Origin of the sequence: Pseudomonas asiatica (assembly GCF_040214835.1) — a bacterium.
GTDB classification, from domain to species: Bacteria; Pseudomonadota; Gammaproteobacteria; order Pseudomonadales; family Pseudomonadaceae; genus Aquipseudomonas; species Aquipseudomonas putida_Z.
Map to the genome: position 1 here is coordinate 933527 of NZ_CP157874.1, position 23972 is coordinate 957498.

The following is a 23972-nucleotide window of genomic DNA, read 5'->3' on the forward strand; positions in this document are numbered from 1 at the left end:
TCGTGAGATGAGTAAAAAGCGTTACCCCAGACTGTTTGGCATATTGCCCTTTTTAGGCATGCTTTTACTCAGTGGGTGCAACTGGACCCTGCTCGACCCGAAAGGTCAGGTCGGCATTGAGCAAAAGAACCTGATCCTGATCGCTACCGGCCTGATGCTGCTGGTGGTGATTCCTGTCATTATCATGACCGTGGTTTTCGCCTGGAAGTACCGTGCTTCCAACAAGGCTGCCACCTACACCCCCGACTGGTCGCACTCGACCAAGATCGAAGCCGCGGTGTGGATCATCCCGATCCTGATCATCATCGCCCTGGGCTACTTCACCTACCACTCCACCCACAAGCTGGACCCGTACCGTCCGCTGGATTCCGATGTGAAGCCGGTGCAGATCGACGTGGTCGCGCTGGACTGGAAGTGGCTGTTCATCTACCCGGAGCAGGGCATTGCCACGGTCAACAAGATCGTCTTCCCGGCTAACACTCCGGTCAACTTCCGCGTCACTTCCGACGCCGTGATGAACTCGTTCTTCATCCCGGGCCTGGGCGGCCAGATCTACGCCATGGCCGGCATGACCACCAAGCTGCACCTGATCGCCAACGAAAACGGCGAGTTCGACGGTATCAGCGCCAACTACAGCGGTGCTGGCTTCACCGGCATGAAATTCAAGGCTACTGCCACCTCTCAGGAAGACTTCGACAAGTGGGTCGCCGAGGTCAAGCAGTCGCCGAAGAAGCTGGACAAGGCCGAATACGACGCCTTGGCCAAACCAAGCGAAAACAACCCAGTCGCGCTGTATAGCGAGGCTTCGCCTGACCAGTTCCAGCTGATCGTCGACAAGTACGAAGGCATGAACCGCGGTCGTCCGAGCCACGAAGAAGCAGGCAGCAAAGATCTGGCCACTACCAAGGGTGTGGAATCGAGTATGCAACCAGCTGCCGGTGCAGAGGAGTAAGAGATGTTCGGTAAACTAAGCCTGGAGGCGATACCCTATCACGAGCCGATAGTCATGGTGACGCTTGCCATGATCGCGCTCGGTGGTATCGCTGTCGTCGGTGCTATCACCTACTTCCGCAAGTGGACCTACTTGTGGAGCGAGTGGTTGACGACTGTCGACCACAAGAAAATCGGGGTGATGTACATCATCGTCGCGATGGTCATGCTGCTGCGCGGCTTTGCCGACGCCATCATGATGCGTACCCAGCTGGCTGCCGCTACCGGTGGCTCCGAAGGCTACCTGCCGCCTGAACACTATGACCAGATCTTCACCGCTCACGGTGTGATCATGATCATCTTCATGGCGATGCCGTTCTTCACCGGCCTGATGAACCTGGCGGTTCCTCTGCAGATCGGTGCACGTGACGTTGCCTTCCCGTTCCTGAACTCCCTGAGCTTCTACCTGCTGCTGGCAGGCGTGCTGCTGGTCAACATCTCGCTGGGCGTTGGTGAATTCGCCAAGACCGGCTGGGTTGCCTATCCGCCGCTCGCGGGCATTCAGTACAGCCCTGGGGTGGGTGTCGACTACTACATCTGGGCGCTACAGCTCTCAGGCCTGGGTACGACGCTTACCGGCGTGAACTTCCTCGTCACCGTGATGAAGATGCGCGCACCTGGCATGAAACTGATGGACATGCCGATCTTCACCTGGACCTGCACCTGGGCCAACGTGCTGATCGTGGCTTCCTTCCCGATCCTGACCGCTGCACTCGCTCTGCTGACTGTTGACCGTTATCTGGACTTCCACATCTTCACCAACGAGCTTGGTGGGAACCCGATGATGTACGTCAACCTGTTCTGGGCGTGGGGTCACCCTGAGGTTTACATCCTGATCCTGCCGGCCTTCGGTGTGTTCTCGGAAGTTACCTCGACCTTCTCCGGCAAGCGTCTGTTCGGCCACCACTCGATGATCTACGCATCGGGCGCCATCGCCGTGCTGGGCTTCGCCGTATGGCTGCACCACTTCTTCACCATGGGTGCCGGCGCCAGCGTCAACACCTTCTTCGGCCTGGCGACGATGCTGATCTCCATTCCGACCGGTGTGAAGCTGTTCAACTGGCTGTTCACCATCTACCAGGGCCGTCTGCGCTTCACCGCGCCGATCATGTGGACCCTGGGCTTCATGATCACCTTCTCCATCGGTGGCATGACTGGCGTTCTGCTGGCTGTTCCAGGTGCTGACTTCGTGCTGCACAACAGCCTGTTCGTAATTGCTCACTTCCACAACGTGATCATCGGTGGTGCGGTATTCGGCTACATCGCCGGCTTCGCCTACTGGTTCCCGAAAGCCTTCGGTTTCACCCTGAACGAGAAGTGGGGCAAGGCTGCCTTCTGGTTCTGGATCTCGGGCTTCTACGTAGCGTTCATGCCGCTGTACGCCCTGGGCTTCATGGGCATGACCCGTCGTCTGAACCACTCCGACAACCCACTGTGGGAACCCTACCTGTACGTAGCCGTTGTCGGCGCCGTGCTGATCCTGTTCGGTATCGCTTGCCAGCTGATCCAGCTGTACGTATCGGTTCGCGACCGCAACCAGAACCTGGACGTGACCGGCGACCCATGGGGCGGCCGTACCCTGGAATGGTCGACTTCGTCGCCACCTCCGTTCTACAACTTCGCCCACATGCCTGAGAAGGTTGGCCTGGACGCCTGGCATGAAGCCAAGGAAGCCGGTGTCGCCTACAAGCCTGCGGCCAAGTACGAAGCGATCCACATGCCGAGCAACACCTCCACCGGTTTGTTCATGGGCCTGTTCCTGACCGTCTTCGGCTTCGCCTTCATCTGGCACATCTGGTGGCTGGTTGGCGCGAGCCTGGTTGCAACCATCGCTGTCTTCGTTCGCCACGCTGCGCGTGACGACCAGGGCTACATGGTTCCGGCCGAAGAAGTGGCGCGCATCGAAGGCGAGCGCATGAAAGCGCTGGCCAAAGCAGGTGCTCTGCCTGCCGGCGCACGTGTCGAATCGTTTGAGCGGGTGTAATCAATGTCCAGTCAAGTAATGCACGGTGCTGCTCATGGTCATGACCATGGGCATGACGACCACCACCACGACTCGGGCCAGATGACCGTACTCGGTTTCTGGCTGTACCTGATGACCGACTGCATCCTGTTTGCGTCGCTCTTCGCCACCTACGCGGTGCTGTCCGGCAGTTTTGCCGGCGGCCCGTCGGGTCATGACATCTTCCAGCTCGATTTCGTAGCTGTTGAAACGCTGTTCCTGCTGCTGTCCTCGATCACCTTCGGCTTCGCCATGCTGAAGATGTTCGATGGCAAGAAAGCTGGCGTTCTGGGCTGGTTGGCTGTGACCTTCCTGTTCGGTGCAGGCTTCATCGCGATGGAAATCTACGAATTCCATCACCTGATCGCCGAGGGCTTCGGCCCGCAGCGCAGTGGCTTCCTGTCGGGCTTCTTCGCCCTGGTAGGTACCCACGGTCTGCACGTGACCGCCGGCCTGATCTGGATGGCAATCATGATGTACCAGATCAACAAGCACGGCATCACGCCGACCGCCAAGACCCGCATGAGCTGCCTGAGCCTGTTCTGGCACTTCCTGGACGTGGTCTGGATCTGCGTATTCACCGTCGTCTACCTGCTGGGAGTTCTGTAATGGCTAACGCACACGACACTCATCACGAAGGTAACCACGGCAGCGTCAAGTCGTACATGATCGGCTTCATCCTGTCGATCATCCTGACTGCGATCCCGTTCGGCCTGGCCATGTCGCCAAGCCTGCCGAAGAACCTGACCGTTCTGATCATTGTTGCCATGGCCGTGATCCAGGTAGTAGTGCACCTCGTGTACTTCCTGCACATGGACCGCTCGAAAGAGCAACGCAACAACGTTTCGACGTTCCTGTTCACCACCCTGGTGATCGCTCTGCTGGTCGGCCTGTCGCTGTGGATCATGTTCAGCATCCACTTCGAAATGTTGGCCAAGTGAGGTAAGACTGCATGTCCGTTAAGCACTTTATCCAAATCACCAAACCGGGGATCATTTTCGGTAACGTGCTTTCCGTGGCAGGCGGTTTCTTCCTTGCCTCGAAGGGCCATGTGGATTTCGCCCTGTTCCTGGCGGTGGTGATCGGTACTTCGCTGGTGGTTGCGTCCGGATGCGTGTTCAACAACTGCATCGACCGTGACATCGACCACAAGATGGAGCGCACCAAGAACCGCGTCATGGTCCAGGGCGGCATGTCGCTGCCCCTCGCGCTGATCTACGCCACCCTGCTCGGGGTGGCGGGTTTCAGCCTGCTGTATGTCCAGGCCAACCCGCTGTCGGCGTTCTGTGCGCTGATCGGCTTCATCGTCTACGTCGGTTTCTACAGCCTGTGGCTGAAGCGTAAATCGGTGCACGGCACCTTGGTCGGCAGCCTTTCTGGTGCCATGCCTCCGGTGATCGGCTATTGCGCCGTGAGCAACAGCTTCGACCTGGCTGCGGTTACCCTGCTGGTGATGTTCAGCCTGTGGCAGATGCCGCACAGCTTCGCCATCGCGATCTTCCGCTTCAAGGATTACAGCGCTGCCAACATTCCGGTCCTGCCGGTGGCACGTGGCATCCTCGCGGCGAAGAAGCAGATCGTGCTGTACGTGCTGGCCTTCGTGCTCGCAACCTTGATGCTTACCCTCGGCGGTTACGCCGGCCTCGGCTACCTGGCCGTGGCAGCAGCCATGGGCCTGTACTGGCTGTACATGGCCTGGGGTGGCTACAAGGCCGAGGACGACAGCAAGTGGGCCCGCAAGGTGTTCGGCTTCTCCATCCTCACCGTCACTGCCCTGAGCGTGATGATGGGTGTGGACAGCCAGACCGCTGCGGACGTGCTGATGACATACGCACGCTGATACTGCTGCCTGTTTCACGAAAACCCCGGCCACTGTGCCGGGGTTTTTTTATGGGTGTTTTCCTGGGTTTTGAGCGTAGTGCGCTCACTGTGGGAGCGGGTTTACCCGCGAAGAGGTCGAACCTGAAAACATAAAATTCATATTTTCAAAAAATACATCTGAAAAGTTCTAACAAAACAGGAAATTGTCCTTTACAGGTATCCTGTCTCGGCACTATCTTCTGATTCAGGCCGCCACATCGGCCAGCGTCGCTCGGACGGTTCCGGGCGCTTACGTACTCAGAGGAAGCCATGGCCAACCCAGGTTCGCCGCGCCGCTTTGCGCGCATCGATCGTCTCCCCCCTTACGTCTTCAACATCACTGCCGAGCTCAAGATGGCTGCCCGCCGCCGTGGCGAGGACATCATCGACCTGAGCATGGGCAACCCCGATGGCGCAACCCCGCCGCACATCGTCGAGAAGCTGGTGCAGGTCGCCCAGCGTGAAGACACCCACGGCTACTCCACCTCCCGCGGCATCCCGCGCCTGCGTCGGGCCATCTCCAACTGGTACAAGGAACGCTACGAGGTCGACATCGACCCGGAAAGCGAAGCCATCGTCACCATCGGCTCGAAGGAAGGCCTGGCACACCTGATGCTGGCCACCCTCGACCAGGGCGACACGGTGCTGGTGCCCAACCCCAGCTACCCGATCCATATCTACGGGGCGGTGATTGCCGGTGCCCAGGTGCGTTCGGTGCCGCTAGTGCCGGGTGTGGACTTCTTCAACGAACTCGAGCGGGCCATCCGCGAGTCGATCCCCAAGCCGAAGATGATGATCCTCGGCTTCCCGTCCAACCCCACCGCTCAGTGCGTGGAACTGGACTTCTTCGAGCGCGTGGTGGCATTGGCCAAGCAGTACAACGTGCTGGTGGTGCATGACCTGGCCTACGCCGACATCGTCTACGACGGCTGGAAAGCCCCGTCGATCATGCAGGTGCCGGGGGCCAAGGACATCGCGGTGGAGTTCTTCACCCTGTCCAAGAGCTACAACATGGCCGGCTGGCGGATCGGTTTCATGGTCGGCAACCCCGAGTTGGTCAGTGCCCTGGCGCGGATCAAGAGCTACCACGACTACGGCACCTTCACCCCGCTGCAGGTGGCTGCCATCGCAGCACTGGAAGGCGACCAGCAGTGCGTGCGCGACATCGCCGAGCAATACCGCCAGCGCCGCAACCTGCTGGTCAAAGGGCTGCACGAGCTGGGCTGGATGGTCGAGAACCCCAAGGCCTCGATGTACGTGTGGGCGAAGATCCCGCCGGAGTACGCGCACCTGGGCTCGCTGGAGTTTTCCAAGAAGCTGCTGGCCGAGGCCAAGGTATGCGTGTCGCCGGGGATCGGCTTTGGTGATTATGGTGATGACCATGTGCGCTTTGCCCTGATCGAGAACCAGGACCGTATTCGCCAGGCGATTCGCGGGATCCGGCAGATGTTCCGGGCTGATGGGGTGGCCCGCAAATAAGCTGTTGGGGCCGCTTTGCGGCCCTTTCGCGACACAAGGCCGCTCCTACAGGGACCGCGCGTTTTTGAATCCTGCGCGGTCCCTGTAGGAGCGGCCTTGTGTCGCGATGGGCTGCAAAGCAGCCCCGACTGACTCAAGGGCGAACTTTCCGCCTGCACTCCACCGAACTGCCTACCTATTTTTCTGCACTCATTTCTCACCACAGAGACCCACAAATGAGTGTCTTCACCGCCTATTTCTGCGGCACCGGTTCCCACCGCTTCGACGACGCCAACCCCAACTTCTGGAATGGCGAGCTGGTCTCGACCCTGGCCAGCAATGACCAGGGCCGCGAATTTGCCCACTGGATCGCCGTTGACGGCCCCGGCAGCGGCAACCTCCAGGACGACAACCTGTTCGTCGAGCCCGGCGGCTACTTCAACTGGACCGGCCAGTTGTTCGGCCGCGGGTGGGAAGAGAACGTCAACCATGTGCTGCAGTTGATCAAGGGTGAAAGCAGCTGGCAGCGCACCAAGCTGAGCGAGGAGGAGTACGAGCGCCTCAAGAATGCTGGCGTACCCGTTCCGGATGTTTCTTCCACAGCCTCCTGGTTCTGGCGCACCTACGACTACGGCGAGCGCCATCCAACACCGCAGGAGTTGCAGGAGCGCATCATCAGCTTGTTCCGTAAGCCTCGCTTGCCGACCCAGGTGAACCTTGTGGGCTGGAGCAGGGGAGGGATCAGTTGCCACATGCTGGCCAACGCCATGGCGCAGGACGCTGTATTACGGGACATACCCGTCAATATCTTCGTCATCGACCCGGTGCCAGGCATCGGCAACCTGCAAAGCCAGCGGGTAACCCTGGCGGGCAATGTCCGTGAGTACGTGGGTTTCTATTCGCGGGACGAACGATCCAAAGGTTTCGCCTGTGTGATCCCCTCGGTCGAACCGGATACGCGGATGTGCATCTACCCCATGCCAGGCCGGCATGCCACGCTGGTGGGCAACGCCTCCGTCGACGGTGCGGGTGACGGCAAGGTACTGGCGGAGCCGGGGTTGATCGTTCGCCATTTTGCCGAGGTCTGCCTGACCCGCTGGGGTGTGCAACTGGACGAGCGCCTGTCCCTGAGCGACCGCCAGTTGATGCGATATCACATGGTCATGGCCGCTGCCGAAGGGCAGTACAAGGCCATGCGCAGCGAGTCGTATACCGTGCTTACCGAGGGCGAAGATGACGACCGCTTGGTGTATTGCGGCGAGGCCTGCATTCCCTTCAGCAAGGTGTGCGGTAATGGCTATGAGCCGACCGAAGGCCTTGGCCTGCAGCATTGGGATGTCACTTCCTACAAGGCATTACGCTAACTTGAACGGGTGGCCGGGAAAGACGTTGGTCGCCTATATTGAATCGTCGGATCAGCGGCAAATATTTTTGCATTCCCCCTCTATCCAGCCGCCCCGGCTTGGATTGAAAATGGCGCCGCGGGCCAGCCCCGATAACAACAACCTTCCCTTCGTGCCATCATGTCCGAATACAACCCTTGCCTTGACTGCGGCGCCTGCTGCGGGTACTTCCGTGTGTCCTTTTTCTGGGGCGAATGCCAGTCTGCCGGGGGCCTTGTACCGGACGACCTGGTGGTACAGATCAACCCCACCCGTGTTGCCATGATCGGCACCGATGCCAAACCCTGCCGCTGCATCAGCCTGCAGGGCGAGATCGGCCAGGAGGTGGCGTGCACCATCTACGCCAACCGTTCCAGCCCCTGCCGCGAGTTCGAGGCGTCGTGGGAGGGTGGGGTGCATAACCCCAGCTGCGACGATGCGCGGGCGGCGTATGGCCTGCCACCGCTGACCCCGCCTGGGGCCAACGAGCCGCATTGGCCGGATGATGGGGCTGAGGTGGCCTGATCGTATTTCGTTAGCCTGTACCGGCCCTTTCGCGGGTAAACCCGCTCCTACAGGTATCACCGTACCCTGTAGGAGCGGGTTTACCCGCGAAAGGGCCATCAGCTGTAAGAAGATTCTGAACCTGCAACCAAATGCTTCAGGTTGCCAGGGATTAGGAATTATCCTACGGCCTAAGTCGGATGCCGTCTGATAGGCAAGTAGCTACCTCAGAGATAACGTTTCGGCGTCGTCACAATTGGCGATCGGGTGTGAGAAGCCCGGTGTTTCGAGATGGCTTGCCAGTTATGGCAGCCGTGCGCGTGCAGACTTCGGTCTGGCCGGTGCCTCGGACACTGGTCTTCTCACCTCGCGTACGGCTGCCACCTTATCTGTGAGAAGGATGCGAGTGGTTGCCTCTGAAAATATTTCCGAGATGACTATGAAAAAACTTGTACCTGATCCACCCGTTACAGACCTTACTTACCAAGCCGCGAAGTCCCAGGCTACCCAGGTCATGGACATTCTCTCCAACACCATCCTCCAATACCTCGACGCAGAAGCCCCGGACCTGCGTTCCACCCTTCTCGAAAACATGTCGACGCAAACTGCCCTGTTGCACGCCTTGTTAGCCCACATAAAGGCGCAGGAGGCCCAGGCATGAGCGACCACCTCAAATCCCGCACCACCGTAGGTGCGGAGAAATTCCTTGAGCTGTACCGGGTAGAGCCGGGTGTACCGCTTGATCTGGCATTCGATGAATTGTCGGTGCTGATCGGCTGTATCAAACATTTGAACGAAGAGGCCGAGATGGAGGGCGACAAGATCGCCGGCAGCGCGGCACGTATTCTCAGTGCCATGGCCAAGGCGTTGGTCAATGACATGGAACTGGGATTGAATCGGGGCGCCTGAACGATTTTGGGGCCGCTTTGCGGCCCATCGCCGGCAAGCCAGCTCCCACAAGGTCTCCACAGGCCTCATGCGCAGTGATTACCCGTGGGAGCGGCCTTGTGTCGCGAAAGGGCTGCAAAGCAGCCCCGGGATGCTTGAACCGATCGCTTGACGTTAAACTGTCATCTCCTCAGCAATGGACAGGAGATCCGGCGTGACCCCACCCCGCAGTTTCCCCAGTGACCTCTGCCTCGACAGCCCGCGTCTGCAATTGCGCCCCATGCGCCATGCCGATGCCGCGCAATGGCTGGCGATCATGGCCGACCCCGAGGTCATGCGCTATTGGCACCATGCACCTTGGCAAAACCTGGCCGAAGCCGAAAGCGCCCTGGCCGCCGACCGCGAAGCCTATGCCAATGGCGACCAGCTCAAGCTTGGCATGTACCGCCGTGACAACGGCGAACTGATCGGCATGGTCCAGCTGTTCAACATCGACGATGTATCCCGCCGTGGTGAAATCGGCTACTGCCTCGCCAGCGCGGTGCAGGGCAGGGGCTACATGGACGAAGCACTGACCTGCTTCATCGACTACCTCGCCCACACCCTGCACATGCGCCGCCTGGAAGGCGAGATCGACCCGCGCAACCAAGGTTCGGCACGCACTCTGGAGCGCCAGGGCTTCGTGCTGGAAGGCACATTGCGTGCGCGTTGGTGCGTTGCCGGCGAGTTGTCCGATTCGGGTATTTATGGCCTTCTGCTAGAGCCCCCGGTTGCCTAGGAAGTAAATCTTTTGCCCGTTTTCTACCTGAGTTTCAGCCTGCTGCTGTATCTGCTCGCACTGTTCTTCGATGGCGCGCTGATGAGTGGCGACCGCCACATGCCGGCCCTGCAGATGCTGTTGTATGGGCCCTGGGGCATGCCCTTCGGTCTGTACCAGTGGTTTGCCAACCCGTTGCTGGCCCTGGCGGTCCTTGCTCATCGACGCTTTCGCCGGCTGGCATTGCTGGTCGGGCTGGTGGCTGTGTATCTGGCGGCCAGCAGCTTTGGAATTGACCGCCTGCCGGACAATCAGAGCTATGAATTTCATGACCTGGCCGGTTTCGGTGCCGGTTTCTACCTGTGGCTGGCGGCGATGGTGGTGTTTTGTGTGGGCCAGGCCTGGCATTGCTGGAGGGCACGTAGCGCCGACGACATGCCGGGCTGGAGCTGGCTGGATGTGGTGTTGATCGCGGCGCTTGGCGTGGCGTTGTATGCGGCAACGCAGATGCCGTCGCTGCGCTTCGAACCGGGCAAGGTACTGATGCCGCCGGAACAGCCACAGACGCTGTGATACCCACAAGCAGGGTTTATGACCAAGTATTTGGCTTGCCTACCGCGATGGCAATTGCGGGTTCCATGTGCAGGCCAGTGGCGGGACCATGGCGCAGCTGGAAGGTGGGACCTGTGTGATGAGCATGACCCGAGACCGCGCGGCGGAGCTGGAGCGGGTGCTCAGCCCTGGGCAGTGAGGTTGTCTGTACTGGCCTCTTCGCGGGTAAACCCGCTCCCACAGGTATTTCGCAGGCTTTGGGATCACGCTGTACCTGTGGGAGCGGGTTTACCCGCGAACACCGGCAACGCCGGTGCCATTCACCGCGCTTCTACTTGCGCGGTTCGCGCAGCGCCCGGGCCTTGAGGTACTCGCGCACTTCCACCGCATCCCCGGCAAACTCGATACGCTCTGCCTTCGCTGCACGCTGGTAGGCATACATCGGGTCGTAATACTCGCCCAGCAAGCTTTCGATGAAGACCCGGTGCAACTCCACCGAACCACTGCGCTGCTGTTCTTCCAGCGCCTGGCGCAGGATTTCCGACAGCCGCTGATGGCGCTCGCCGCCGAGGCGCTTGTGAATCCTGCCCATGCTCTGCAGAAGCGTCTCGGCAAACAGTCGAAGGCCATCTTCTTCACCATGCAGGCTGACGAACTCGGCGCTCAGGTCGATCACGTAGTCGCGCAGGATACGCTCCACGCGGTTGGCCAAACTGTCTTCCAGCCACACCAGTGGGTATTGCTGCATGCCCTGGTACAACTCCAGCGGTACGGTGCAACTGCCCACGATTCGGCCTTCGTCTTCCAGCACGAACTGCTCGATACCCCGGGCGCGTTTTTTCAACACGTCTATGGCCAGCCTGTTCTCGAAGTCGATCTGCGCTGGCTGTGCAGTGGCGCGCTTGCCAAAGCTGGAACCGCGATGGTTGGCGTAGCCCTCCAGGTCCAGCTCGTTGTCCAGCAGGTGCAGCACGTCGGTCTTGCCGGTGCCGGTCAGGCCGCCCACGAGCACGAAATCACATTGCGCGACCGCCTGTTGGGTAGTCTCCAGCAGGAAGTGGCGCATGGCCTTGTAGCCGCCCTCGACGAGGGGGTAGTGGATGCCCTTCTCATCGCGCAGCACTTTCTGCACAAGATGCGAGCGCAGGCCGCCACGGAAGCAGTACAGGTAGCCTTCCGGGTGATCCTCGGCGAACTTTGCCCAGGCCTCCAGACGTGCCTGCTTGATCTCGCCGCTGACCAGCTTGTGGCCCAGAACGATGGCTTCAGCCTGGCCCTTCTGCTTGTAGCAGGTGCCGACCTTTTGCCGCTCCTGGTCATTCATCAGCGGCAGGTTTACGGCACCGGGGAAGGCGCCCTTGGCAAATTCGACAGGTGCACGCATGTCCATCATCGGCACATCGTCGAGGAACAACTGGCGGAAGTCGGTGCAGTCGGGGCGCATCAGATCACCTCGACCGCGTGGCTCTGTCGCTCGACCAGCTTGCCGATCGGCGCCAGCTGCAGGCCCAGTTCGGCGGCCACCGCCAGGAACTCGGCTTCACCTTCCGGGGTAACCGCCACCAGCAGGCCACCGCTGGTCTGCGGGTCGCACAGCAGGTGCTTCTGGTCGTCGCTCAGGGCGCCGATCTTGTGGCCGTAGCTATCGAAGTTGCGCAGGGTTCCGCCGGGGATGCAGCCCTCGGCCAGGTAGTGGTCGACGCTGGGCAGGCGCGGGACGGCGGCATAGTCCAGATGTGCGGTAAGGCCACTGCCTTCGGCCAGTTCCACCAGGTGGCCGAGCAGGCCGAAACCGGTGACGTCGGTCATGGCCTTGACCCCGTCAAGCTTGCCGAAGCGGCTGCCGGGGGTATTGAGGGTGCACATCCAGTCGCGCGCCAGGCCCTGGTCCTGGGTGCGCAGCTTGGCCTTTTTCTCGGCGGTGGTGAGAATGCCGATACCCAGCGGCTTGGTCAGGTACAGGTGGCAGCCTGCGCTGGCGGTGTCGTTGCGCTTGAGGTGGCGCTTGCTGACCACGCCGGTGACGGCCAGGCCGAAGATTGGCTCGGGCGCGTCGATGGAGTGGCCGCCGGCCAGCGGGATGCCGGCTTCGGCGCATACCGCACGGCCACCGCGGATCACTTCGCGGGCCACTTCCGGCGGCAGCACGTTGACCGGCCAGCCGAGGATTGCAATGGCCATCAGCGGGTCGCCGCCCATGGCGTAGATGTCGCTGATGGCGTTGGTGGCGGCGATGCGGCCGAAGTCATACGGGTCATCGACGATCGGCATGAAGAAGTCGGTGGTCGAGACCACGCCGCGCTCGTCATCCAGCGCGTACACGGCAGCGTCGTCGCGCGAGGCGTTGCCCACCCACAGTTTCGGGTCCAGGGCCTGGGCACCGCTTTCAGCGAGGATCACATCCAGCACCTTGGGGGATATCTTGCAGCCACAGCCGGCACCATGGCTGTACTGGGTCAGGCGAATCGGCTCGCTCATGTGCACCTCAGGAGGTCAATTTGATGCGCGATTGTAGCAAAGCTGGCCTTTGCGCCTGCGCCTCTTATAATTCCCGTCGTCGGCGCATAAGCCGGCCTTTCCCCGCTATTGAACCGGAGAACACCCATGCTCAAACGCCCTTTGGCGCTCGCCGCCGGCCTCGTGCTGTCTTGCTGTGCCGTTGTCGCCCAGGCTGCCGACACCCTGCGGGTCAGCGCCATCCCTGACGAAGCACCGACCGAACTGCAGCGCAAGTTCAAGCCTTTGGGCGAGTACCTGGCCAAGCAGCTGGGCATGGAGGTGAAGTTCGTGCCGGTGGCTGATTACCCGGCGGTAGTCGAATCGTTGGCTTCCAACCGCCTGGACCTGGCCTGGTTGGGGGGCTTCACTTTCGTGCAGGTGCACCTGAAGGACCCTGCCGCCACGCCGCTGGTTCAGCGTGAACAGGATGCGCAGTTCACTTCCAAGTTCATCACCGCCAACCCTGATGTGAAGAGCCTGGCCGACCTCAAGGGCAAGTCGTTTGCCTTCGGTTCCATCTCGTCTACCTCGGGCAGCCTGATGCCGCGTTACTTCATGCTCAAGCAGGACAACATCAAGCCTGAAGACTACTTCGGCCGCGTTGCCTACTCCGGCGCCCACGATGCCACCGTGGCCTGGGTGCAGGCCGGCAAGGTCGATGGCGGCGTGCTCAACGCCAGCGTGTGGCAGAAGCTGGTGGATGCCGGCAAGGTCGATACCGCCAAGGTGAAGGTGTTCGCCACCACCCCGACCTACTTCGACTACAACTGGACCGTGCGCGGCAACATGGACCCGGCGCTGAAAGAGAAGATCAAGAAAGCCTTCCTCGGCCTCGACCCGGCCAACCCGGAGCACAAGGCGATCCTCGACCTGCAGGCCGCCAGCCGCTTCATCGAGACCAAACCTGAGAACTACGTGGGCACCGAACAGGCTGCACGCGAGGCCGGCCTGCTCAAGTGACATCGACAGTGGCTTCCAACGTGGCTATTCATCTGCACGGGGCCGGGCTGCGCCATGGCCAGGTGCGTGCGCTTGATGCCGTGAGCCTGAGCATCGGCCAGGGCGAGCGCGTCGCCATCATCGGGCCTTCGGGGGCGGGCAAGTCCAGCTTGCTGCACCTGATGGCGACTGCCGTCCAGCCCAGCAGCGGGCGCCTGGAGCTGCTCGGCGAACAGCCCTGGGCGCTGTCCGCCAGGGCCCGCCAGCGCCTGCGTGCGCGGGTAGGCCTGGTGCACCAGGCACCGCCCTTGCCACCGCGCCAGCGGGTGGTGACGGCGGTGCTGGCCGGCCGCCTGGGGCAGTGGGGTGTGCTGCGCGGGCTGCTCAACCTGCTGTACCCCAGTGATGTGCCGGGGGCGCGCCAAGCCCTGGCCGAGCTGGGCCTGGCCGACAAACTGTTCGTGCAGTGCGGGCAGTTGTCCGGTGGCCAGTTGCAGCGGGTGGGTATTGCCCGGGCGCTGTACCAGCGGCCGCAGGTGTTGCTGACTGACGAGCCGGTGTCGGCCATGGACCCGGTGCTGGCCGACCACAGCCTGGCTTTGCTAAACCGCCACGCCCAGGCCAATGGTGTGACCTTGGTGGCGAGCCTGCATGCCGTGGACCTGGCGCTGGCGCACTTCCCGCGGGTGATTGGTATCCGCGAAGGGCAGGTGGCGTTCGACTGCCCGGCGCAAGCGGTGACCGAGCAGTTGCTGGATGCGCTGTACGCCAACGAACAACTGGCTTCACCGCCAAGCCAGGGGCCGACCCTGACCGTGCAGATTCCGCGATGCTGAAGCTTGATGCCCGCGACCCGGCGCTGCTGCCGCGGTTGCTGCTGTCCCTGCTGGCGGTGGCGGTGCTATGGCCTGGCATCCGGTTGAGCGAACTGAACCCCGGGGTGCTGCTGCAGGCAGAGAACCGCCAGCAGATCGCCAGCTTCACCAGTGCCTTCTGGCCACCGGCACACGATGCCGATTTCCTTTCGCTGCTGTATGAAGCCACCCTGCAGACCCTGGCCGTGGCCACGGCCGGCATGGCGTTGGCGTTGCTGCTGGCGGTCCCTGCCGGGTTGCTGGCCAGCCGTGCCCTGTCGCTGCGCGCAGCCTCCCGTGGCGGTCGCGCCGGGTTATGGTCGCGGTTGCTGCGCCTGCCGGTGCGCTGGTTGCTGATTTTTCTGCGCAGTGTGCCGGAAATCGTCTGGGCGTTGCTGTTCGTGCGGGCCGTGGGGCTGGGGCCGACGGCGGGCGTACTGGCCATTGCCATCACCTACAGTGGCATGCTCGGCAAGGTCTATGCCGAGATCTTCGAGTCGGTCGACCAGCGCCCGGCGCATGCCTTGCTGCAGGCGGGTAGTGGCCGCCTGGCTGCGTTTTTCTACGGCATCCTGCCCAGTGCAGTGTCCGAAGTGGTGTCCTACACCGTGTACCGCTGGGAGTGCGCTGTACGTGCCTCGGTGGTGATGGGCTTTGTCGGTGCTGGTGGGCTGGGGCAGCAGATCGACCTGTCGATGCGCATGTTCGCTGGAGCGGAAGTGGCAAGCATGCTGCTGACGTTCCTGGTCCTGGTGATGCTGGCCGACCTGCTTAGCCGCTTCCTGCGTTGGAGGCTGGCATGAACCGGGTCATCAATTGGCTGGTGCTAGGCGCCATCGTGGCTGCGGTGCTGGCCTCGTTCGCGTACCTGGAGCTGGACTTGCAGGCGCTGGTCGGCAACGGCGGGCTGGGGCAGATGGGCGAATATGCCGGGCGTTTCCTGCACCCGGACCTGTCTGCCGGGCACCTGCGCGCGGTTGCGCACGGGGCGCTGGAAACCCTGGCCATGTCGGGCTTGGGTACCTTGTTTGCCATGCTGCTGGGCATGCTGTTGGCGCTGCCGGCCGCTGGCCGGTTCGGTTGGCCGCTGCAGGCCTGTGCGCGGTTGTTGCTGAATGCCCTGCGGGCCATCCCGGAACTGGTGTGGGCCGCGCTGACGGTGCTGGCGGCCGGGCTTGGGCCGAATGCCGGTACCCTGGCGTTGGCGCTGCACACCGCTGGCGTGCTGGGGCGGCTGTTTGCCGAGGCGCTGGAGAACGCACCGCCGGAGCCGGCGGCGGCCATCCGCTTGCAGGGCGGTAGCCAGGTGGCGGCATTCTGCTTTGGCACCTTGCCCAATCTGTGGCCGCAGTTGCTGGCTTATAGCCTGTATCGGTGGGAGAACAATATCCGCATGGCCAGCGTGCTGGGGTTTGTCGGTGCGGGTGGGTTGGGGCAGATGCTGTACACCACCTTGAGCCTGTTCCAGGAGGCCCAGGCCAGCACGGTGATCATGGGAATGCTGGTGCTGGTGTTACTGGTGGATGCGTTGAGTGATGTGTTGCGCCAGCGCTATGTGCGGGCCTGATGGATAGCCGGGGCCGCGTTGCGGCCTTATCGCGACACAAGGCCGCTCCTACAGGCAAAGCGCCGCCTTTGATGCTTGCGCGGTCCCTTGTAGGAGCGGCCTTGTGTCGCGATGGGCTGCGAAGCAGCCCCAAAATCCCTCAGGCACCCACAACTCCGGCACACTGCGCCTCCCGCTGCATCGACTCCAGGTTCCGCTCGATCGTCTCGCAAATGCTGTCCATCTGGATCTGGTGTTCACTGAGTCTGAACGGGCTTTGCAAATCCGTCCCGATCCGCTCGATGGCCAGCAGCATGAAGCCCACCACCGTCGAAGCCAGCGGCGTGAACCAGCCCAGCGATTCCACCAGCCCCACCGGTACGATCAGGCAGAACAGGGTGATGAACAGCCGAGGAAAGTACACGTAAGGGTAGGGCAGCGGCGTATTGGCGATCCGTTCCATGCCACCTTGGGCGTTGGACAGGTCCACCAGCGTCGACTCCAGCCTTGCCAGGCGAATGCTGTCCAGCCGCCCGGCCTGGTATTCCCGCGCCAGCAACGCCGCCGAACCACTCAGGATGTCGTTGGCGAAATTGTTCGAACGGTTGCGCCGCTCGAATTCCGCAGGCGGGATGAACGCCATCAGTTCATCCGGGCAGCGCTCGCCCTTCAAGTGTGCCGCCAGGCAGTTCACATAGGCGATATGCCGGCGCAGCAAGGTAGCCTTGATCGGGTTCAGGCCATCATCCGGGTCATCGATCAGGGTCAGCACCTGCCGCGCGAAGCTGCGCGAACTGTTCACCAACGCCCCCCACAATGTGCGCGCCTCCCACCAGCGGTTGTAGGCGCTGCTGTTGCGAAAGCTCACCAGCACCACCAGCGCCGAGCCCAGCAAGGTCAACGGGATCAGTGGCAGGGTGAACTTGCTGTTGAAGAACAGCATGAAATCGATGGTGACCAGCACATCCCAGATCAGCAGCCAGAACAGCGACCAGCCGATGTAGCCGACGGTCTTCACGACCAGGCGGTACTTGCGGGTGATGATGTCTTTCACGCGGGGTACCTCGAAACGCGGGTGATGCAGGATCGGACGTCGAGGCGCGGCGAAGGTTCGGGTGTTGAATGTTGCAGGTTTTTTATGACCGTGAAGAGAAAAGTCTGACCCCGCTATGGGAAATGCCTGAGTTCCCATATAAGGGGTAAGGCGACAGAGTGGGCCGCTTCAACACTTGAATGGGTGTGAAATGAGCGAAAAGTTGATCCCGTTTGATATGGCGGCCTTGTTGAGTAGTGATGAGGCCATCACTGAGTACCTTAGTCAGGTCCTCGCAGATGGCGATACCGAGGAAATAATTCGGGCACTTGGCCATATCGCTCGCGCACGGGGAATGACGCAGATCGCCACCGAGAGTGGGTTGGGAAGGGAAAGTCTGTACAAGGCACTCAGTCCAGGCGCAAAACCACGCTTTGACACTGTGCTGAAAGTCATTCGTGCCTTGGGTGTCGACCTCCTCGTTCAGCCCCATGTAGTTCCCCGCTAGCAGAACAGGGATTTCGGAGGGCTGAACGGGGAGGTTGGTCAGCTTCATGGCAGGTCATTCCTGCGCTGGCAACGGGGCGCGGTCGGAGCGGCCGAGGCCATTGCCTCCAGTACTTGGCGAGGCCGTGAGCCAGAGGGGCTGGTCGTCTGGATGCTACTCCACCGGGTCACTCACCGGCTTGGCAAAGATGGCCTTGAGTTCGCTGGTCATCGGGAATTCCAGATTCAAGCCTTTGGGCGGAATCGGTTGTTCGAACCAGCGCTGGTAGATCCCGTTGATTTCCCCGGAACTGTACAGCTCGCCCAGCGCCGCGTTCACCAGCGCGAGAAACTGTGGGTCATCCTTGCGCACCATGCAGCTGTAGATTTCCCGTGACTGCTCTTCCCCGACCACCACCCAATTGTGCGGGTCGCGGGCCTTGGCGCGTTCGCCGTAAAGCAGCGCATCGTCCATGTAGAACGCCGCCGCCCGACCGGACTGCAACATCTGGAAGGCCTCACCATGGTCCTTGGCGCTGATCACGTACATGTCCATCTTGTTATCGACGTCGTAGCTTTTCAGATAGCGTTCGTTGGTGGTGCCGGCGGTGGTCACCACGTTCTTGCCGCGCAGGTCGGCGAAACTCTTGATCCCGCTGTCTTTGGCCGTCAGCAACTGGCCTTTGACATAGATGAACCCATAGGAAAACGCCACCTGTTTCTGGCGCTCTGCGGTGACGCCGGTCGAGCCGCACTCCAGGTCAACGGTACCGTTCTGCACCAGCGGAATGCGGGTTTGCGATGTCACCAGGTTGTATTTCACCTTGAGCTGGGGCAATGCCAGCTTCTGCTGTACCCGCTCGACGATCTTGTTCGCCAGGTCTACCGAGTAGCCCATGGGTTGCCCCGAATGGTCGCCCACATAAGAGAACGGTACCGAAGCATCGCGATAGCCCAGGGTAATGCTGTTGGCTCTGGCAATCTTGCTCAGGGTAGGCCCAAGCGCTGCTTCGTCAGCATGGGCCTGGGTGCCTAGGAACAGGCCAAGGGTGCAGCCGATCAACGTGATTTTTCGCATTGTTATTTTCCGTTGTAGGTGAGGGGATCAGAGACATGCTGCAGTACGGTTATTTCCACCAGCCGCACGGGCGGTGAAACCCTGCAGGTCGATGGAGGGGCGGCGCTGGCCGATCAGTTCACTCAGCAGACGTGCGCTGGCGCAGGCCAGGGTAAATCCCAGCGCACCATGGCCAAGGTTCAGCCACAGGTTGCGATACGCCGTTGCGCCCAGCAGCGGCACGCCGCTAGGCGTGGCCGGACGCATGCCGGCCCATTCGATGGCGTAGTCATAATTACCGGCGTTGGCGAAAGTCTCGCGGGCCTGGCGCTTGAGCAAGGCCAGGCGCTTGGGGTCCAGCGACGGATCGAAACCGACAATGTCGACCATCGCCGCCACACGCAACTGTTCACCGATCCGGGCGTAGACGATCTTGCGGTCGTAGTCGGTGATGCTCAGGTCCGGCGCCCGTTGCTGGGCGCCAATCGGTACTGTCAGGCTATAACCCTTGAGCGGATACAGCGGCAGGTCGATGCCCGGCAGTGCCAGCAACGCACTGCGATGGCCGGCCGCAACCACCAGGTGCTCCACCGGCAGCACTTCGTCGTCCAGTTCAATCGCATTCACTACGCCATGCGCATGGCGAATTCCGGACACCGCCTGGCCCAGGCGGAACTTGCAGCGTCCCGACGCCTGCAAGCGCGCCGCCAGTTGCTGGCAAAAGCTGTGGCAATCACCGACTTCTTCATCCGGGGTATAGATGGCACCGACAAAGGGCGCCTCCGCCAGCGCTGGGTCCAGACGGGCACAGTCGGCGTGCGACAGCACCTGTTGTTGCTGGGGCGCGGCAAGGTTATTGCGCGCATGCTCGAAGCTGCTGGCCTTGCGGAAGGTGACCAGCTTGCCGTTGCGTCGCCAGTTGAAACCACCCAGGCCGTCCTCCTCACGCCAGGCTTGCAAGGTCGACTGGCTCAGCAGTGCGAGGCGCAGCAGATGGCCGGCGTTGGCGCGGTTGACCGAGGAGCGGCAAGCACCCAGGAATGCTGCCATCCAGCGCCACTGCGCACGATCGAAGCGCGGGCGCAATCGCAGCGGCGATTCACCGCGCAGCATCCAGCCAAGGGCCTGCAATGGCACACCTGCGTCGGCCAGGGGCGCCACGTAGCGGTAGGACAGCTGGCCGCCGTTGGCGAAGCTGGTTTCACTGCCCAACGAATCGCGAGCCTCGATCAGCGTCACATCAAAGCCGTCGCGTACCAGTGCGTAAGCGGTTGACAGGCCAATGACGCCACCGCCGATGATGCATACATGCTGAGCCATGTCAGTCCTTGGTCGTGGTTGGAACGAGGCTGAGGTTAGGGCCAGGTGACACGTGGCGAAAAATGAATAAAGATCGCTGAGCCATAAACAAAGGTTATGGACTTGCCATGCGCCTTCGCCATATCGAGATTTTCCAGGCCATCCGCCAGACCGGCTCGGTCAGCGGTGCCGCACAGTTGCTGCACGTTTCCCAACCTGCCGTGACCAAGGTGCTACAGCACGCCGAGCAGCAACTGGGCTTCCCGTTGTTCCTGCGGGTGCGCGGCAAGCTGCAGCCCACGCCCGAAGCGCTGGAGCTGGAGCGTGAGGTCGACAAGGTCACGGAGAGCCTGCAAGGGGTGCGACGCCTTGCGCAAAGCCTGCGTCGCGCGCCAGGCCACAGCCTGCGGATCGGTGCGACCCCGGCACTGGCCCTGTCGCTGCTGCCGCCGGCCATTCATGAATGGACCCAGCGTTATCCGGATATCGCCTGCGAGTTGTCCAGCGCCCACAGTCGCGAACTGGTGCAGAACCTGTTGATGCGGGAGATCGATGTCGCCCTGACCTTGCAACAGCCAGATCACCCTGCGCTCAAGGCTCAGGCGCTGGCCAGCGGAGTTTTGGTGGCATTGGCACCGGCAGGTTATTGGCCGCTGGAAGATGAAGGCAAGCCGCTGCCGTTGGCGGCACTGGCCGGTGCGCCCATGATCGGGCTGTCCAGCGCCGACCCGCTGTCGGTGCGCCTCGAAAGCTACCTCAAGGCGGTGGAGCCGCCGCCACGGGTGAGCATCGCGGTGCAAACCTATTCACTGGCCAGGGCGATGGTCGAATCCGGTGCTGGGCTGGCGGTGATCGATCCCTTCACCGCACTTGGCGCGGCGCCTGGGGCGACCGCGATCAGGCCGCTGACCCCGGCGCTGCCGATTACCTTGTATGCGGTGACCCGCACTGCCGAACCGTCACCGCATACATTGAGCGAGCTGCTGACGATTTTCAGCAGCCGTGCCCAGGGGCAGCTGGATCGCTGGCGTTGACCGGACGGGCAAAAAAAAACCGACCATAAGGTCGGTTTTTTCCGGATCTTGGTGCCCCGAGGGAGACTCGAACTCCCACTCCTTTCGAAAACGGATTTTGAATCCGCCGCGTCTACCAATTCCGCCATCAGGGCATGTGGCGCGCAGTATAGAGAGCCACCGCTGGTCGGTCAATCGGCTTTCATGGTCAATTTTCACACATTGGGCTAAACTTCCCGGCCCTGCCGAACCGAACATCATCATGCGCGTCGCCGATTTTTCCTTCGAACTCCCCGATTCCCTGATCGCCCGCCACCCATTGGCCGAGCGCCATGGCAGCCGTCTGCTGGTCCTCGATGGACCGAGCGGCGCGCTGGCGCACCGGCAATTCCCCGATTTGCTCGAGTACCTGCGCCCCGGTGACCTGATGGTGTTCAACAACACCCGGGTCATCCCGGCGCGGTTGTTTGGCCAGAAAGCTTCCGGCGGCAAGCTGGAAGTGCTGGTCGAGCGCGTGCTCGACAGCCATCGGGTGCTGGCCCATGTGCGCGCCAGCAAAGCGCCCAAGGTAGGCGCGGTCATCCTCATCGATGGCGGCGGCGAGGCCGAAATGGTCGCGCGCCATGACACGCTGTTCGAGCTGCGCTTCACCGAAGAGGTGCTGCCGCTGCTCGACCGCGTCGGCCACATGCCGCTGCCGCCCTACATCGACCGCCCGGACGAGGGCGCCGACCGTGAGCGCTACCAGACTGTGTACGCCGAACGAGCCGGTGCAGTCGCCGCACCGACCGCAGGCTTGCACTTCGATGAGGCGTTGCTGGAGAAGATTGCCGCCAAGGGTGTAGAGCGTGCCTTCGTCACCTTGCACGTGGGCGCGGGCACCTTTCAGCCGGTGCGGGTCGACAAGATCGAAGACCACCACATGCATAAAGAGTGGCTCGAAGTGGGCCAGGATGTGGTCGATGCCATCGAGGCCTGCCGCGCCCGTGGCGGCCGGGTGGTCGCGGTCGGCACCACCAGCGTGCGTTCGCTGGAGAGCGCGGCGCGCGATGGCGTGCTCAAGGCCTTCAGCGGCGACACCGACATCTTCATCTACCCGGGCCGGCCGTTCCATGTGGTCGACGCGCTCGTCACCAATTTCCACCTGCCGGAGTCCACGCTGCTGATGCTGGTCTCGGCCTTCGCCGGCTACCCCGAGACCATGGCCGCCTACGCGGCGGCGGTCGAGCAGGGGTACCGCTTCTTCAGTTACGGTGATGCCATGTTCATCACCCGCAATCCGGCGCCACGCGGGCCCGAGGATCAAGCATGAGTCGCACTTGTCGAATGTCCTTCGAACTGCTGGCCACCGACGGCAAGGCCCGTCGTGGCCGCATCACCTTCCCACGCGGCACCGTGGAAACCCCGGCGTTCATGCCGGTGGGCACCTATGGCACGGTCAAGGGCATGCTGCCGCGCGACATCGAGGCCATCGGCGCCGAGATGATCCTGGGCAACACCTTCCACCTGTGGCTGCGCCCGGGCACCGAGGTGATCAAGAAGCACAACGGCCTGCACGACTTCATGCAGTGGAAAGGCCCGATCCTCACCGACTCCGGTGGCTTCCAGGTGTTCAGCCTGGGCGCCATGCGCAAGATCAAGGAAGAGGGCGTGACCTTCGCCTCGCCGGTCGATGGCGCCAAGGTGTTCATGGGCCCGGAAGAGTCGATGCAGGTGCAGCGTGACCTGGGCTCGGACGTGGTGATGATCTTCGACGAGTGCACCCCATACCCGGCCGAGCACGATGTGGCGCGCGCGTCCATGGAACTGTCGCTGCGCTGGGCCCAGCGCTCGAAGAACGCCCACGCCGACAACACCGCGGCGCTGTTCGGTATCGTCCAGGGCGGCATGTACCAGGACCTGCGCATGCGCTCGCTGGAAGGCCTGGAAAACATCGGCTTCGACGGCCTGGCCATCGGTGGCCTGTCGGTGGGCGAGCCCAAGCACGAAATGATCAAGGTGCTGGATTACCTGCCGGGCCAGATGCCTGCTGACAAACCTCGTTACCTTATGGGGGTAGGCAAACCGGAAGATCTCGTTGAGGGTGTGCGCCGCGGCGTCGACATGTTCGACTGCGTGATGCCGACGCGTAACGCGCGCAACGGTCATCTGTTCGTCGATACAGGGGTGATCAAGATCCGCAATGCGTTCCATCGCCACGATGATTCGCCGCTGGATCCGACCTGTGACTGCTACACCTGCACCAACTTCTCCCGCGCCTATCTCCATCACCTGGACAAGTGCGGCGAAATGCTGAGCAGCATGCTGAATACCATCCACAACTTGCGCCATTACCAGCGCTTGATGGCCGGTTTACGCGAGGCTATTCAACAGGGTAAATTGGCCGCCTTTGTCGACGCCTTCTACGCCAAGCGCGGGCTTCCTGTGCCGCCTTTGGACTGACTGTCCGCATCCATTATTAGAAAATTACATTAGGAGTGCCCAATGAGCTTCTTGATCCCCGCCGCATACGCGGACGCCGCAGCACCCGCCGCCGGCCCAGCCGGTACCGGCTTCGAGTGGATTTTCCTGGTCGGTTTCCTGGTCATCTTCTACCTGATGATCTGGCGCCCGCAGGCCAAGCGTGCAAAAGAGCAGAAGAACCTGCTGAGCAACTTGCAGAAGGGTGACGAAGTTGTCACCAACGGCGGCATCGCCGGCAAGATCGTCAAGGTTTCCGATGATTTCGTGGTACTGGAAGTTTCCGACAACGTCGAGCTGAAGTTCCAGAAGGGTGCCATCGCGGCCACCCTGCCAAAAGGTACGCTCAAGGCTATCTGAGTTACCGGTTTTTCTTTCCAGTCGGGGCGCGCA

At 61.8% G+C, this 23972-nt stretch carries 26 protein-coding genes, 1 tRNA gene and 1 pseudogene; 22 read left to right on the top strand and 6 right to left on the bottom strand.

Going from position 1 to position 23972, the window contains the following annotated elements; translation table 11 throughout:
* The first annotated feature begins 7 nt into the window (after positions 1 to 7).
* The 13 genes and pseudogenes from cyoA to ABNP31_RS04340 all read left to right on the top strand — a co-directional run.
* A complete protein-coding gene (cyoA, locus tag ABNP31_RS04280) occupies positions 8 to 952 on the top strand; it encodes a ubiquinol oxidase subunit II (protein ID WP_015268993.1) in 945 nt (314 codons plus the stop codon).
* 3 nt (positions 953 to 955) lie between these two features.
* Positions 956 to 2974, top strand: a complete 2019-nt coding sequence (gene cyoB, locus ABNP31_RS04285) for a cytochrome o ubiquinol oxidase subunit I (RefSeq protein ID WP_144170596.1) — start codon at positions 956 to 958, stop codon at positions 2972 to 2974.
* Positions 2975 to 2977: 3 nt separating this feature from the next.
* Positions 2978 to 3601, top strand: a complete 624-nt coding sequence (gene cyoC / locus ABNP31_RS04290) for a cytochrome o ubiquinol oxidase subunit III (RefSeq protein ID WP_025337745.1) — start codon at positions 2978 to 2980, stop codon at positions 3599 to 3601.
* Entirely contained in the window at positions 3601 to 3933 is a 333-nt protein-coding gene (gene cyoD, locus ABNP31_RS04295) for a cytochrome o ubiquinol oxidase subunit IV (RefSeq protein ID WP_003259128.1), read from the top strand. Before cyoC ends, cyoD begins: the two co-directional genes overlap by 1 nt.
* An 11-nt stretch (positions 3934 to 3944) precedes the next feature.
* A complete protein-coding gene (cyoE, locus tag ABNP31_RS04300; protein WP_025337747.1) occupies positions 3945 to 4832 on the top strand; it encodes a heme o synthase in 888 nt (295 codons plus the stop codon).
* A gap of 290 nt (positions 4833 to 5122) precedes the next feature.
* Positions 5123 to 6331, top strand: coding sequence for an alanine transaminase (alaC, locus tag ABNP31_RS04305; protein WP_025337748.1), 1209 nt, complete (start codon positions 5123 to 5125; stop codon positions 6329 to 6331).
* A gap of 215 nt (positions 6332 to 6546) precedes the next feature.
* Entirely contained in the window at positions 6547 to 7674 is a 1128-nt protein-coding gene (locus ABNP31_RS04310) for a hypothetical protein (protein ID WP_350013032.1), read from the top strand.
* Between the two features lie 159 nt (positions 7675 to 7833).
* Positions 7834 to 8217 (top strand): YkgJ family cysteine cluster protein, encoded by a 384-nt coding sequence (locus ABNP31_RS04315; RefSeq protein WP_003259127.1) that lies wholly within the window; start codon positions 7834 to 7836, stop codon positions 8215 to 8217.
* 493 nt (positions 8218 to 8710) lie between these two features.
* The gene (locus ABNP31_RS04320) at positions 8711 to 8857 is read left to right on the top strand and encodes a hypothetical protein (protein ID WP_169774995.1); all 147 of its coding nucleotides are present in this window, start codon (positions 8711 to 8713) and stop codon (positions 8855 to 8857) included.
* Positions 8854 to 9105 (top strand): DUF3077 domain-containing protein, encoded by a 252-nt coding sequence (locus ABNP31_RS04325; protein WP_286101068.1) that lies wholly within the window; start codon positions 8854 to 8856, stop codon positions 9103 to 9105. Before ABNP31_RS04320 ends, ABNP31_RS04325 begins: the two co-directional genes overlap by 4 nt.
* A 193-nt stretch (positions 9106 to 9298) precedes the next feature.
* The gene (locus tag ABNP31_RS04330; protein ID WP_008093840.1) at positions 9299 to 9862 is read left to right on the top strand and encodes a GNAT family N-acetyltransferase; all 564 of its coding nucleotides are present in this window, start codon (positions 9299 to 9301) and stop codon (positions 9860 to 9862) included.
* 12 nt (positions 9863 to 9874) lie between these two features.
* Complete coding sequence (locus ABNP31_RS04335) at positions 9875 to 10414, top strand: hypothetical protein (protein ID WP_075043816.1); 540 nt, start codon at positions 9875 to 9877, stop codon at positions 10412 to 10414.
* A gap of 31 nt (positions 10415 to 10445) precedes the next feature.
* A pseudogene (locus ABNP31_RS04340) lies at positions 10446 to 10592 on the top strand (lysozyme inhibitor LprI family protein); the annotation flags it as partial.
* A gap of 132 nt (positions 10593 to 10724) precedes the next feature.
* On the opposite strand, the gene mnmH reads toward ABNP31_RS04340, so the two are convergent.
* Positions 10725 to 11837: a tRNA 2-selenouridine(34) synthase MnmH gene (gene mnmH / locus ABNP31_RS04345; protein WP_350013033.1), complete on the bottom strand. Its 1113-nt coding sequence runs from the start codon at positions 11835 to 11837 to the stop codon at positions 10725 to 10727.
* Positions 11837 to 12871 (bottom strand): selenide, water dikinase SelD, encoded by a 1035-nt coding sequence (selD, locus tag ABNP31_RS04350; protein WP_085617441.1) that lies wholly within the window; start codon positions 12869 to 12871, stop codon positions 11837 to 11839. The genes mnmH and selD overlap by 1 nt, the downstream gene beginning before the upstream one ends.
* Before the next feature lie 126 nt (positions 12872 to 12997).
* On the opposite strand from selD, the gene ABNP31_RS04355 reads away from it, so the two are divergent.
* From ABNP31_RS04355 to phnE, 4 genes are read left to right on the top strand one after another with little or no spacing between them, the layout of a single operon-like run.
* Complete coding sequence (locus ABNP31_RS04355; protein WP_025337756.1) at positions 12998 to 13852, top strand: putative selenate ABC transporter substrate-binding protein; 855 nt, start codon at positions 12998 to 13000, stop codon at positions 13850 to 13852.
* Positions 13853 to 13872: 20 nt separating this feature from the next.
* Positions 13873 to 14667, top strand: coding sequence for a phosphonate ABC transporter ATP-binding protein (locus tag ABNP31_RS04360; protein WP_085587682.1), 795 nt, complete (start codon positions 13873 to 13875; stop codon positions 14665 to 14667).
* Entirely contained in the window at positions 14661 to 15488 is an 828-nt protein-coding gene (locus tag ABNP31_RS04365) for a PhnE/PtxC family ABC transporter permease (protein WP_350013034.1), read from the top strand. The genes ABNP31_RS04360 and ABNP31_RS04365 overlap by 7 nt, the downstream gene beginning before the upstream one ends.
* Positions 15485 to 16252, top strand: a complete 768-nt coding sequence (gene phnE / locus ABNP31_RS04370; protein WP_350013035.1) for a phosphonate ABC transporter, permease protein PhnE — start codon at positions 15485 to 15487, stop codon at positions 16250 to 16252. The genes ABNP31_RS04365 and phnE overlap by 4 nt, the downstream gene beginning before the upstream one ends.
* Before the next feature lie 139 nt (positions 16253 to 16391).
* Here phnE and ABNP31_RS04375 read toward each other — a convergent pair whose 3' ends face one another.
* Positions 16392 to 17285, bottom strand: a complete 894-nt coding sequence (locus tag ABNP31_RS04375; RefSeq protein ID WP_350013036.1) for a bestrophin family protein — start codon at positions 17283 to 17285, stop codon at positions 16392 to 16394.
* Positions 17286 to 17475: 190 nt separating this feature from the next.
* Between ABNP31_RS04375 and ABNP31_RS04380 the strand changes: the two genes are divergently transcribed.
* Positions 17476 to 17772: an addiction module antidote protein gene (locus ABNP31_RS04380; protein ID WP_039613839.1), complete on the top strand. Its 297-nt coding sequence runs from the start codon at positions 17476 to 17478 to the stop codon at positions 17770 to 17772.
* 153 nt (positions 17773 to 17925) lie between these two features.
* Here the strand turns inward: ABNP31_RS04380 and ABNP31_RS04385 are convergent, their stop codons facing one another.
* Positions 17926 to 18828, bottom strand: coding sequence for a transporter substrate-binding domain-containing protein (locus ABNP31_RS04385; protein WP_350013037.1), 903 nt, complete (start codon positions 18826 to 18828; stop codon positions 17926 to 17928).
* A gap of 27 nt (positions 18829 to 18855) precedes the next feature.
* Positions 18856 to 20127, bottom strand: coding sequence for a D-amino acid dehydrogenase (locus ABNP31_RS04390; RefSeq protein WP_350013038.1), 1272 nt, complete (start codon positions 20125 to 20127; stop codon positions 18856 to 18858).
* Positions 20128 to 20234: 107 nt separating this feature from the next.
* Here ABNP31_RS04390 and ABNP31_RS04395 point away from each other — a divergent pair, with 107 nt between their 5' ends.
* On the top strand, positions 20235 to 21140 hold the full coding sequence (locus ABNP31_RS04395; protein ID WP_085665018.1) for a LysR family transcriptional regulator: 906 nt from the start codon (positions 20235 to 20237) through the stop codon (positions 21138 to 21140).
* A gap of 49 nt (positions 21141 to 21189) precedes the next feature.
* On the opposite strand, the gene ABNP31_RS04400 is transcribed toward ABNP31_RS04395, so the two are convergent.
* A tRNA-Leu gene (locus ABNP31_RS04400) sits at positions 21190 to 21274 on the bottom strand.
* 107 nt (positions 21275 to 21381) lie between these two features.
* Here ABNP31_RS04400 and queA point away from each other — a divergent pair.
* The 3 genes from queA to yajC are packed head-to-tail and all read left to right on the top strand — an operon-like array spanning position 21382 to position 23939.
* Complete coding sequence (queA, locus tag ABNP31_RS04405) at positions 21382 to 22431, top strand: tRNA preQ1(34) S-adenosylmethionine ribosyltransferase-isomerase QueA (protein ID WP_085665013.1); 1050 nt, start codon at positions 21382 to 21384, stop codon at positions 22429 to 22431.
* A gap of 14 nt (positions 22432 to 22445) precedes the next feature.
* A complete protein-coding gene (tgt, locus tag ABNP31_RS04410) occupies positions 22446 to 23561 on the top strand; it encodes a tRNA guanosine(34) transglycosylase Tgt (RefSeq protein ID WP_013971009.1) in 1116 nt (371 codons plus the stop codon).
* 42 nt (positions 23562 to 23603) lie between these two features.
* A complete protein-coding gene (yajC, locus tag ABNP31_RS04415) occupies positions 23604 to 23939 on the top strand; it encodes a preprotein translocase subunit YajC (RefSeq protein WP_003259111.1) in 336 nt (111 codons plus the stop codon).
* Positions 23940 to 23972 lie beyond the last annotated feature (33 nt).